Annotated in this window: 11 protein-coding genes; 1 reads left to right on the top strand and 10 read right to left on the bottom strand. The window is 65.3% G+C overall.

Going from position 1 to position 10,639, the window contains the following annotated elements; genetic code table 11:
* On the top strand, positions 1-428 hold a 428-nt coding region (locus ACREC7_RS07625; RefSeq protein ID WP_431555089.1), incomplete at its 5' end, for a F0F1 ATP synthase subunit epsilon.
* A gap of 82 nt (positions 429-510) precedes the next feature.
* Here ACREC7_RS07625 and ACREC7_RS07620 read toward each other — a convergent pair.
* The 10 genes from ACREC7_RS07620 to obgE form a co-directional block, all read right to left on the bottom strand.
* Complete coding sequence (locus ACREC7_RS07620; RefSeq protein WP_431555088.1) at positions 511-1,017, bottom strand: RNA pyrophosphohydrolase; 507 nt, start codon at positions 1,015-1,017, stop codon at positions 511-513.
* A gap of 9 nt (positions 1,018-1,026) precedes the next feature.
* Positions 1,027-2,244 (bottom strand): divergent polysaccharide deacetylase family protein, encoded by a 1,218-nt coding sequence (locus ACREC7_RS07615; RefSeq protein WP_431555087.1) that lies wholly within the window; start codon positions 2,242-2,244, stop codon positions 1,027-1,029.
* A 70-nt stretch (positions 2,245-2,314) separates the two neighbouring features.
* The gene (locus ACREC7_RS07610; protein WP_431555090.1) at positions 2,315-3,724 is read right to left on the bottom strand and encodes a S41 family peptidase; all 1,410 of its coding nucleotides are present in this window, start codon (positions 3,722-3,724) and stop codon (positions 2,315-2,317) included.
* Positions 3,724-5,004 (bottom strand): murein hydrolase activator EnvC family protein, encoded by a 1,281-nt coding sequence (locus tag ACREC7_RS07605; protein WP_431555086.1) that lies wholly within the window; start codon positions 5,002-5,004, stop codon positions 3,724-3,726. The genes ACREC7_RS07610 and ACREC7_RS07605 overlap by 1 nt, the downstream gene beginning before the upstream one ends.
* Before the next feature lie 245 nt (positions 5,005-5,249).
* Positions 5,250-5,732, bottom strand: coding sequence for a 23S rRNA (pseudouridine(1915)-N(3))-methyltransferase RlmH (gene rlmH / locus ACREC7_RS07600; protein WP_431555085.1), 483 nt, complete (start codon positions 5,730-5,732; stop codon positions 5,250-5,252).
* A gap of 45 nt (positions 5,733-5,777) precedes the next feature.
* The gene (gene rsfS / locus ACREC7_RS07595) at positions 5,778-6,188 is read right to left on the bottom strand and encodes a ribosome silencing factor (RefSeq protein WP_431555084.1); all 411 of its coding nucleotides are present in this window, start codon (positions 6,186-6,188) and stop codon (positions 5,778-5,780) included.
* Between the two features lie 142 nt (positions 6,189-6,330).
* On the bottom strand, positions 6,331-7,116 hold the full coding sequence (locus tag ACREC7_RS07590; protein WP_431555083.1) for a nicotinate-nucleotide adenylyltransferase: 786 nt from the start codon (positions 7,114-7,116) through the stop codon (positions 6,331-6,333).
* Between the two features lie 8 nt (positions 7,117-7,124).
* Positions 7,125-8,411 carry a glutamate-5-semialdehyde dehydrogenase gene (locus ACREC7_RS07585; protein ID WP_431555082.1) on the bottom strand — a complete coding sequence of 429 codons (1,287 nt, stop codon included), beginning with the start codon at positions 8,409-8,411 and terminating at the stop codon, positions 7,125-7,127.
* A gap of 8 nt (positions 8,412-8,419) precedes the next feature.
* Positions 8,420-9,544, bottom strand: a complete 1,125-nt coding sequence (proB, locus tag ACREC7_RS07580; RefSeq protein WP_431555081.1) for a glutamate 5-kinase — start codon at positions 9,542-9,544, stop codon at positions 8,420-8,422.
* Positions 9,541-10,581: a GTPase ObgE gene (obgE, locus tag ACREC7_RS07575; protein ID WP_431555080.1), complete on the bottom strand. Its 1,041-nt coding sequence runs from the start codon at positions 10,579-10,581 to the stop codon at positions 9,541-9,543. The genes proB and obgE overlap by 4 nt, the downstream gene beginning before the upstream one ends.
* Positions 10,582-10,639: the final 58 nt, after the last annotated feature.

The raw sequence follows: 10,639 nt of genomic DNA, 5'->3' as shown, positions 1-10,639 counted from the left end.
CGTTTCTTGCCCGGAGTCCGCAAATGGCTGACACCTTCAAATTCGAGCTGGTCTCGCCGGAGCGGCTGCTCGTCTCCGCCGAGGTCGAGCAGGTTCTGGTGCCGGGGTCAGAGGGCGACTTCACCATGCTCGCCCGTCACGCCCCGCTGCTCACGAGCCTGCGGCCTGGCCTGCTCGAAATCGTCTCGAGCGGCACCGCCCGGCGGCGCTATTTCGTGCGCGGCGGCTTTGCCGAGGTCGGCCCGCAAGGCCTCACCGTGCTCGCCGAGACCGCCATCGACCTCGTCGAGCTCGAGGCTGAAACGCTCAACCAAGCGATCAAGGACGCCGAGGAAGACATCGCCGACGCCAAGGACGAGAGGGTTCGCGATCGCGCCAAAACCCAGCTCGATCATCTCCGCCAGGTGCAGGCGACCCTCAGCCTCTGATTTCAACATCCAATATTGAGGGCCTCGTCATGGCCGGGCTTGTCCCGGCCAGCCACGTCTTGCTGCAACGACATCCCATCCCCTAGACGGCAAGCACGAAGCGCTCGAACTCGCGGATCACGCCCTCATAGACCGGGCGCTTGAACGGCACGACGAGGCCGGGAAGCGCGCGATGCGGCACCCAACGCCAAGCATCGAACTCGCGCTCATGGCCCGGCTTCGGCTCAAGGTCGATCTCGCTGTCCTCGCCTTCGAATCTGGCGGCGAACCAGAGCTGCGTCTGGCCGCGATAGCGCCCTTGCCAGGCGGTGCCCACCAACCCTTGCGGCAGATCGTAATTGTACCATTGCCGCGTCCGGCCAAGGATGCTGGCGCTGGTTACGCCGGTCTCTTCCTCTAGCTCGCGGAGGACGGCGGCTTCGGGGTCTTCCCCCTCGTCCAAGCCGCCTTGCGGCATCTGCCACCAATGTCCGGTCCCCTCCGGAGCGAGAGGCACGTCGGATCGCCTGCCGACAAACACCAGACCCTGGCGGTTGATGAGCATCACGCCGACGCAAGGCCGGTAGGGCAAGTCTGCCGCTAAAGTCATGTCCGAGGATCAGCTCTGCCGCTGCGAGCGGATCGCCGCGCTGACCGGGATGAGGATGATGCCCTTGCCTTGAAGCTGCCCGGCCCATTGGGAGATCTGCTTGATGGTCCCGGGCTTGGCGCTCGCGACCCCGATCGCCGAGCCCTTTTCCTTGGCAACAGCCTCGAGGCGGGCGAGTGCCTTGTTGATATCGTCAGGCGATGGCACGGCGTCGATCTGGACATCGGCGGCGGCATAGTCGAGGCCGATGGTACCGGCAACTTGAGCGCCGGCCGAATCCTTCACCGTTCCATCGTCGACGAACAGCAACCCGCGCGCCTTGATTTCCTCGAGCATGGGCACGAGCGACGCCTGCGTCGTCTCGAATTTCGCCCCCATCTGATTGGTGACGCCGACATAGCCGGTGAAGCGCGACATGAGCCATTGCAGGCGCTTCATGTTCTCCTCTGATGGCAGCGTGGTCAGCAATGTGTGCGGTCCGGGGTCGTTGGTCGGATAGTCGAGAGGCTCGAGCGGCACCTGCAACAGAACCTCATGCCCCGCTCCCCGCGCCCTCTCCACCCAGTCCTGAAGGTTGCGGCCATAGGCGCCATAGGCCACGCTGATCGGCGCCGGCAGCGCCTTGATCGCCTCGGCGGTGACCCCGTCGGACAGGCCCATGCCGTTGATCAGCACCGCGATGCGCGGTTTCTCGCCGGGCGACGCCTTCACCGCATATTTTGACGGGCGCGCATAAACATCTATGGGCCGCCTTCCGTCCGGCGCGACCTTGGGAAGCGGCCCATATTGGGACTCCTCGACCAGCTCGGCGACCGGGACTTCGACGAGCGTGATCGAGGCGGTTTCATCTTCAGGTGGCGGCGGCAGAGCCGGCGGCGGGCCGGGCGGCGCCGGAATGGCAACGGTTTGGACACTTGCCGGCTGACCTGGGGTCGGCGCTCCAGGCTGAGGCTGGTTCGCCGCTTGCTGCTGCTGAGAGGCGGGAGCTCCCCCCTGGCCTGATTGCGGCCGCACCGGGGCGATGCCGAAGCCAGGCGGCAGATCGATCGACGACCCTGGAGCTGCCGGCTGGGCAGAGGGCGGAGGTGCCGGCAGTTTTGCAGGCGGCGGCGAAACCGCTACGGTGACTACGGGTTCGCCCGCATCGCCAGGAAAGAAGGCGAGCCAGCCAATACCGAGCAACAGCACCGCGAGCAGGATCGAAGCCGTGACGGTCAGCGCCTTCATCTACCCCTGTACCTCCCCGCGACCAGGCCCCCGGGTCAGGGGGCCGGAGCCTCCTCCTATTGGCGGCTGATTAGTTGGCCTCAGCCTTCTTCTTGGTGTCCGTGGTGACCGTCTTGGTGCCACGCAGGATCTCGAGCGCGTATTGCAGCTGGGTATCCTTGTCCTTCTCCGGCGCGACGTATGCTGAGCTGCCGGACTCCTCCTCGTCCTTGGCCTTGCCCTCGCCGTCCTCGTCGTCGGCGTTGGCCCCGGAGTTCTCATCCTTGGCCTTGGCCTTTTCCTTGGCTTCCTCGTCCTCGCCCTTGAGGTGACCGCGCAAGTTTGCCTCGCCGCGCGTATTCTGCGATGCGGCCTTGGCCTTCAACTCCTCGGGCAACTCCTCCTCGACCACCACCTCTGGCTCGATGCCCTTGGCCTGAATCGAGCGGCCTGATGGGGTGTAGTAGCGCGCGGTGGTGAGTCTCAGCGCGCCGTTCGACCCGAGCGGAATGATAGTTTGCACCGAGCCCTTGCCGAAGGACCGCGTGCCGAGGATGGTCGCGCGATGGTGGTCCTGCAGCGCGCCGGCGACGATTTCCGACGCCGAGGCCGAGCCGCCATTGATCAGCACCACCATCTTCTGGCCGTCGGTGAGGTCGCCGGGCCGCGCATTCGACCGCTGCGTCTCCTCGAGATTGCGGCCTTTGGTCAGCACGATGGCGCCTTGATCGAGGAACGTATCCGACACCGAGATCGCCTGATCGAGCAGGCCGCCCGGATTGTTACGCAGGTCGATGACAAAGCCCTTGAGCTTGGGGCCGATCTCCTTCTTCAAATCCTCGATCGCCTTCTGCAGATTGGCCGTGGTCTGCTCGTTGAAGGTGGTGACCCTGATATAGCCGACGTCGTTCTCGACGCTGTATTTCACCGGATTGATGTGGATCACGTCGCGCACGACCTTCACGTCGAACGGATCCTCGGTGCCCTTGCGCACGATGGTCAGCGTGATCGCGGAATTGACTGGCCCGCGCATCTTCTCGACGGCTTCCTGTAGCGTGAGGCCCTGGATCTGCTCCTTGTCGAGCGCGGTAATCAGATCCCCGCTCTGGATGCCCGCCTTCGACGCCGGGGTATCCTCGATCGGGGCGACGACCTTGACCACGCCGTTCTCCATGGTCACTTCGATGCCGAGGCCGCCGAACTCGCCGCGCGTCTGCACCTGCATGTCGCGGAAGTGCTTCGGATTGAGATAGGCGGAATGCGGATCGAGCGCCATGAGCATGCCGTTGATCGCCGATTCGATCAGCTTGGCGTCCTCGGGTTTCTCGACATAGTCGGCGCGCACGCGCTCGAGCACCTCTCCGAACAGATCGAGCTGCCGGTAGATTTCCGAGTTGGCCGCCGACGCCGTCTCGCTGCGCGCGAGCCCTACAATCGTCGAACCGGCAGCGAGCACGGCCAGCACCAGAAGAGTCCATAGCGCGTATTCGGATTTCCGCATCATCCTTGCACCTTCTCGGAAGCCTCGGCCCACCATGGGCCGGGGTCTATTGGCCTGCCGTCCTTCCTGAGCTCGACGTATAGGACGGGGCGCGAGTTATCGTTGTTACCTTGGCCTGCCTGGAGCGCCGCGCCCATCACCGCGACCGGCTCGCCGGCTAAGACAAACTGGCCGAGGCTTACGTCTATGCGGCCCATTCCCGCAAGCAGAACATGATAGCCTCCGCCAGCATTGATGATCAATAGATTGCCATAGGACCGGAAGGGCCCGGCATAGACCACCCAGCCGTCGGTTGGCGCGATTATCCGCGCTTCTCCACGGGTTTGCAGCGAAATGCCCCTCAAGGTGCCGCCGACGCCGTCGGCCTCGCCGAAGCGCTTCAGCCGCTTGCCCTGGGCTGGCAGAGGCAAGGTCCCCTTGGTTAGCTCGAAGGGCATCGCCGGCTTCAAGCGGGCAGGGCTGGCAAAGGCGATCTTGGTCGACTCGGGCTTGATCTCGATGACCTTCTCGTTGCCGGGGGTGGCGAGCGCTTGGCTCTGCTCGCGGGCCCGCAATGCCTTCTCGGTGGCCACTTCCGCGTCGTATTGCGCGACCTCTGCCTTGGCGATCCGCTCGTCGAGCCGGGCGATCAGCGCGTTGAGCTCGGTTTCCTCGGCGGCCTGCTGCACGGCTGCCTGGCGGGTCGTCACAAGCTCGGCTTCGCTCTGAGCGAGCTTCGCCTTCTTTTCCTCGAGCAGCTTGTCGATGCTGCTCCGCTCCCCGGTGAGCCTATCGGTTTCGCGCTGCTCGGCATCGCGCTGCTCGCGAATGCCGGACTCCAATTTCACCAGTCCGTCAAGTTCCTGCGACAGATTGTCGGCCTGATATTTGAGCTCGGGAAACACCTGGGCGAGAAGCATGGCGCTGCGCACCACGGCAAGCGCATCGTCGCGGCGCGTAACGAGCGCCGGCGGCGGCGTGCGGCCGATCCTCTGCATGGCGCTCAGCATTTTGACGATGGTTTCCTTTCGATCGGTGATCGAGTTGCGAATGACCGTGACCTGGTCGGTAAGCTCGGCGAGCTTCGCTTCGGTCCCGGACAATTTTGCTTCGCTCGCCTGCACCTGCTTTCCTGCTTCGATCAGCTCGGTATTGAGCTTCGCCCGCGCCTCGGCGAGCGCCACGACATCCTGGGCAAGGCCCTCTTCTTGCGCGCGGCTCGATTGCAGCTTCTGCGAAGTCTCGTCGAGTTTCTTCTGTGCCTCCTCGCGGGAGAGGTCGTCCTCCGCCGCAACGGACAACGGGAAAGTGCTCAACAGCCCCAGGAGGAGAAACCCGGTTATGACGAACCGGAATGTCGGCTCAGGGGACCGATGGATTGGCGCCATCCTTCGTAACCAGCGTGCTCTCCCCCGTCCCGTCTCTTGCCCGCCGGCTTGAAGAGGTGGAACTCGAGCGAGCGGGAACGGAAGCGGAGCCATGAGGCAGAATCAAGGCGAATATCCTGAACAAAGCTTAACCTTTCCCTCCACGAGGGGAATGGAGGTCAGGCACGGTGATAGGGATGGCCGGCAAGAATGGTCGCCGCGCGATAGAGCTGCTCGGCGAGCACGATGCGAGCAAGCCCGTGCGGCAAGGTGAGGGGCCCGAGCGAGAGCTTCAGATCGGCGCGGGCGAGCACTTCGGGCGCGAGCCCCTCGGCGCCACCGACGAGAAAGGCGAGGCCGGGGGCGCCGCGGTCGCGAAATTCGCCGATGGCTTTGGCGAACTCGGCGCTGCCGAGCTGATCGCCCTCGCGGTCGAGGCAAACCAGCTTATGCGTGGGGGGCACTTTGCCGAGCATGACCATGGCTTCGGCGGCGGTGCGCGCGGCTGGGGTCGGCCCTCGCGACTCAGGCACCTCGATCACAGTCACCGGTGCAAGCCCGAGCTTGTTGCCGGCCATCTCGGTGCGGCCGAGATAATGCCTGAACAGGTCACGTTCCGGGCCTTGCTTGAGCCTGCCCACGGCAGCAATGAGAAGCCGCATGGCGCGACCTTGTAAGGCCTGGCCCCCTGGAACGCTAGCGGCGGATCAGACCACCATGCGCTCCATTGGGCGGTCGGCGGACCACATCTTCTCCAGATTATAGAACTCCCGCACCTCTGGACGGAAAATGTGGACGATGACGTCGCCGGCATCGATCAGCACCCAGTCGCAATGGGGAAGACCTTCGACGCGGGCGCGTCCGAAGCCTTCGTCCTTGAGCTTCCTGACGAGGTGATCGGCAACGGCGCCAACATGCCGTTGCGAGCGCCCCGAGGCTACGACCATCTGGTCGCCGATCGAGGTCTTGCCCTTGATGTCGATGCACACGACTTGCTCGGCCTTGGCGTCGTCGAGTGTGTCGAGCACGACGTCGAGCAAACGGTTCGGGTTTGCGCAAAATGACGCAAAGCCGGAGGGAGGCGTACCCTTATGGGTACCCTCTCTTGGTGAGCGCATGTTTTGGTGGATGTCCTTCTGTCATTGCTCCTGCGGAAGCGGCTTTTGAGCCTCGCCCGGCTAAACGCCCGAGCCCGGCATTCGGTGCCGCCTCAACTCGAACATAGTCTGCGTCGCAGCAAAATTTCAATAGCTAGTGTTGTCACGCTTTCTTCTTACTCTTCTTTGTGTCCTTCTTGTCCCTCTTCGCCCGCTTGGCATCCTTCTTCTTTTCCCGTTTGGCCGCCTTATCGGTCTTCTTCGCAACTTTTTTAAGCGCCTTGGCCGCCTTGCGCATCTTGGTGCGCGGCGGCTCGCCCTCCATGCCACTCCTGAGCTGCGTGGAGGAGAGGCTCGACAGCGGGAGCGTGAGCAGGGTCCAGACCGGCAGTTCCATGCCTGCAAGTCCACGCGCGTCGGTTTCGTCGAGCGCGGCGAAGGCAAAGCGCTGCGCGGCCCTGCTGGCTCGTGCCTTCAGCCGGTAACCAGGACGGTCGAGCACCGCAATGGGCACGAGGCCGAACAGCTCCTCCCAGGCGCGCCAGCGATGGAATGAGGCGAGATTGTCGGCCCCCATCAGCCACACAAAATGGACCGCGGGATAGCGCTGCTTGAGGAAGCGGATGGTGTCGATGGTGTAGGCGCTCGGGCGACGGGCCTCAAAGCCTGTGACCACGATCTTTGGATGGCGGGCGACCGCGCGCGCCGCGGCGATGCGCGCTTCGAGGTCGGGCGCTTGGCCTGCGTCTTTCAGAGGATTGCCTGGGCTCACCAGCCACCACACCTGATCGAGCCCCAGGCGCTTCAAAGCCGCGAGACTGATCTGGCGGTGCGCCGCGTGCGCCGGGTTGAACGAGCCGCCGAGCAGTCCGATGCGCATCCTGGGCGCCGCCATCGGCACCCGCAAATCAGGGTCGGGGCGCTTCCCCCGGTTCTTTTTCGAGGCCATTCGACCCATCAAGTACGGATCTGGCCTGAGCCATGCACGACATATTTGAAGGTCGTGAGCTGCTCGAGACCTACCGGACCGCGGGCATGGAAGCGGCCGGTGGCGATGCCGATCTCAGCGCCCATGCCGAACTCGCCGCCATCGGCAAATTGCGTCGAGGCATTGTGCAGCACGATGGCGCTGTCGACGCGAGCGAGGAACGTCTCCGCCGCGTCCTTGTCCTCGGTGATGATCGCCTCGGTGTGCTGCGAGCCGTAGCGCGCGATATGGTCGATGGCTTCGTCGAGCCCGTCGACCACCTTCACCGCGATGATGGCGTCGAGATATTCGGTGGACCAGTCGTCCTCGCTTGCAGGCTTCACGCGGGCATCGGCGCGCTGCGTGTCGGCGTCGCCTCTCACTTCGCAACCGGCCTCAATCAGCATCTCGACCAGCGGCGCAAGATGCGTTGACACGGCGGCGCGATCGACGAGCAGCGTCTCAGCCGCGCCGCACACCCCGGTCCGCCGCATCTTGGCGTTGAGCGCGATGGCCTTGGCCATGGCAGGGTCCGCCGGCTGATGCACGTAGACGTGACAGACTCCTTCAAGATGCGCGAACACCGGCACCCGCGCCTCTTCCTGCACAAGGCCGACCAGACTCTTGCCCCCGCGCGGCACGATCACGTCGATGGCGCCGCCAAGGCCGGAAAGCATGAAACCAACCGCCTGGCGGTCCACGGTCGGCACGATCTGAATCGCGGTCTCGGGCAATCCTGCCTCGACGAGACCCTCGGTGAGCGCATTGCAGATCACGAGCGAGGTGAGGAAGCTCTCAGAGCCAGAGCGCAAGATCACCGCGTTCCCCGACTTGAGGCAAAGCCCTCCAGCATCAGCCGTCACGTTCGGCCTCGACTCATAGATGATGCCGATCACCCCGAGCGGCACGCGCACGCGCGATATTTGCAAGCCGTTCGGCCGCGTCCACGACGCGGTCACCTCGCCCACCGGATCCGGCAACGCGGCGATATCGCGCAAGCCGCGTGCCATGGCCGCCACTCGCGCCTCGTCGAGCGCCAGCCGGTCGATGAAGGCCTCGTCGCGGCCCTTGCCGCGCGCGGCGTCGATGTCGTTCTTGTTGGCTCCGAGGATCGCGCCCGATCGCGCCTCGAGCCGCTTGGCCATGGCTTCGAGCGCGGCGTTCTTCTGCGCGGTCGTGGCGAGCGCGAGCGCACCAGCGGCCTCGCGCGCCAAGCGCCCCATATAGAGCATCATCGGCTCGATGCTTGCCTGCGGCTGTCCTGCCAGAACCGACATCACACTCCTCAACCTCTCCGGTGCAGCACCATATCGTCGCGGTGGATCAGCTCCGGGTCGCCACGGTAGCCGAGAATCTCCGGCAATTCACCGCTCTTGCGGCCGAGGATGCGGCGCGCGTCCTCGTGATCGTAGGCGGCGAGCCCGCGGCCAAGCTCGGCGCCCTCGCCGTTCTTGATCACCACGGCGTCGCCGCGCTCGAAGGCACCTTCTATCCTGGTGACGCCGGCAGGCAAGAGGCTCTTGCCGCGGGACAGCGCCTCTGCCGCGCCCTTGTCGACGATCACCGCGCCTTTCGGCTCGAGCGTGCCCGCGATCCAGCGCTTGCGCGCCGTCACGGGGTCGGCATGGGCAAGGAACCAGGTACAGCCGCCGGGTTCGGCAAGCGCCTGAAGCGGATTGAGCACCTTGCCGCTCGCAATCGCCATATGGGTGCCGCCGGCAACGGCGATCTTCGCCGCCTCGATCTTGGTCACCATGCCGCCGCGCGACAGCTCAGAGCCGACATCGCCGGCCATAGCCTCGATCTCCGGCGTGATGTCGCGGACTTCCTCCAGCCGCTTCGCACCGGGGGCCGAGCCGGGAGGCGCGGTATAGAAGCCGTCGACGTCGGAGAGCAGCACCAGGCAGTCAGCGCTCATCATCGAGGCCACACGCGCCGCGAGCCGGTCGTTGTCGCCGTAGCGGATCTCGCTCGTCGCCACCGTGTCGTTCTCGTTCACCACCGGCACGGCGCCGAGGCTAAGCAGCGTCGTCATGGTGTTGCGTGCATTGAGATAGCGCCTGCGCTCCTCGGTGTCGCCGAGCGTGAGCAGCACTTGCGCCGCGATCAGGCCGCGGGCGCGAAAAGCATCCTCATAGGCATGCGCCAGATCGATCTGCCCGACCGCGGCCGCGGCCTGGCTGTCCTCGAGCTTGAGCGGGCCCTTCGGCAGCTTCAGCACGTTGCGCCCGAGCGCGATGGCGCCCGACGACACGACGATGACCTCCTTGCCGTCTCGCCTTAGCTTGGCGATGTCGTCGCAGAGCGAGCCGAGCCAGTCTGCCTTCAGCGCGCCGCTCGCGCCGTCGACGAGCAGCGACGAGCCGATCTTGACGACGAGCCGCTTGGCCTTTGCCCATTCCGCCCTCATGGCCGCCATCCGGCTTCGCGCGGCTCGGGCGGCGCATTGCGCTTGGCGCGCGCCGATCTGATCTCCGCCGCAAGCGCACGCAAGGCAGGGGTCATGCCATCCCCGCTCACCGCGGAAAGGACCAGAGGCTTCCGGCCTGCCGCCTTGGTGAGCACCTTTGCCTTGCGCTTCAGCTCATCGGCGGGCACCGCGTCGCACTTCGACAGCGCCACGATCTCAGGCTTCTCCTCGAGCCCCGCGCCATAGGCGTCGAGCTCGCCGCGGATGATACGGTAGGCGTCGGCGGGATCATCGAGCGTCGCGTCGACGAGATGAAGCAACACCGCACAGCGCTCGACATGGCCGAGAAAGCGGTCGCCGATGCCTGCACCTTCATGGGCGCCCTCGATCAGCCCGGGGATGTCGGCAAGCACGAAGTCGGTGGAGTCTACGCGCACCACGCCGAGATTGGGATGAAGCGTGGTGAAGGGATAGTCGGCGATCTTGGGCTTGGCCGCGCTCACCGCGGCAAGGAAGGTCGACTTGCCGGCATTGGGCAGGCCGACGAGTCCCGCATCGGCGATCAGCTTCAGCCTGAGCCAGATGGTCATCTCCTCGCCGGGCTGCCCCGGGTTGGCGCGGCGCGGCGCCCGATTGGTGGAAGACTTGAAGCGCGTATTGCCGAAGCCGCCATTGCCGCCGCGCAAGAGCACCACGCGATCCCCCGGCTTGGTCAGATCGGCGATCAGCGTCTCGCCATCCTCTTCGAAAATCTGCGTGCCAGGCGGCAGCTTCAGCACCACGTCGGCGCCGCCCGCGCCGGTGCGGTTCTGGCCCATGCCATTACCGCCCCTCTTCGCCTTGAAGTGCTGCTGATAGCGGTAGTCGAGCAGGGTGTTGAGGTTTGCCACGCATTCGAGGATGACGTCGCCGCCCTTGCCGCCGTCCCCGCCGTCGGGTCCGCCGAACTCGATGAACTTCTCGCGGCGGAAGCCGACGCAGCCGTTCCCGCCGTCGCCGGAGCGCACATAAACCTTGGCCTGATCGAGGAACTGCATGGGACGTGGCCGCGAGACTGGGATCGCCTCTCCCCCTTGGGGAGAGGTCGCGCCAAGC

It is taken from the genome of Methyloceanibacter sp., from assembly GCF_050728395.1.
Lineage (GTDB): Bacteria > Pseudomonadota > Alphaproteobacteria > Rhizobiales > Methyloligellaceae > Methyloceanibacter.
Note: the sequence above shows the minus strand (reverse complement) of the source record. Positions and strands in the feature narration are given on the sequence as shown.

What these genes read in the sequence shown, in the direction of transcription:
- ACREC7_RS07620 (WP_431555088.1), bottom strand. Translation starts at nt 1,017, where the DNA reads ATGACTTTAGCGGCAGACTTGCCCTACCGGCCTTGCGTCGGCGTGATG.
- ACREC7_RS07615 (WP_431555087.1), bottom strand. Translation starts at nt 2,244, where the DNA reads ATGAAGGCGCTGACCGTCACGGCTTCGATCCTGCTCGCGGTGCTGTTG.
- ACREC7_RS07610 (WP_431555090.1), bottom strand. Translation starts at nt 3,724, where the DNA reads ATGCGGAAATCCGAATACGCGCTATGGACTCTTCTGGTGCTGGCCGTG.
- rlmH (WP_431555085.1), bottom strand. Translation starts at nt 5,732, where the DNA reads ATGCGGCTTCTCATTGCTGCCGTGGGCAGGCTCAAGCAAGGCCCGGAA.
- rsfS (WP_431555084.1), bottom strand. Translation starts at nt 6,188, where the DNA reads ATGCGCTCACCAAGAGAGGGTACCCATAAGGGTACGCCTCCCTCCGGC.
- ACREC7_RS07590 (WP_431555083.1), bottom strand. Translation starts at nt 7,116, where the DNA reads ATGGCCTCGAAAAAGAACCGGGGGAAGCGCCCCGACCCTGATTTGCGG.
- ACREC7_RS07585 (WP_431555082.1), bottom strand. Translation starts at nt 8,411, where the DNA reads ATGTCGGTTCTGGCAGGACAGCCGCAGGCAAGCATCGAGCCGATGATG.
- proB (WP_431555081.1), bottom strand. Translation starts at nt 9,544, where the DNA reads ATGAGGGCGGAATGGGCAAAGGCCAAGCGGCTCGTCGTCAAGATCGGC.
- obgE (WP_431555080.1), bottom strand. Translation starts at nt 10,581, where the DNA reads ATGCAGTTCCTCGATCAGGCCAAGGTTTATGTGCGCTCCGGCGACGGC.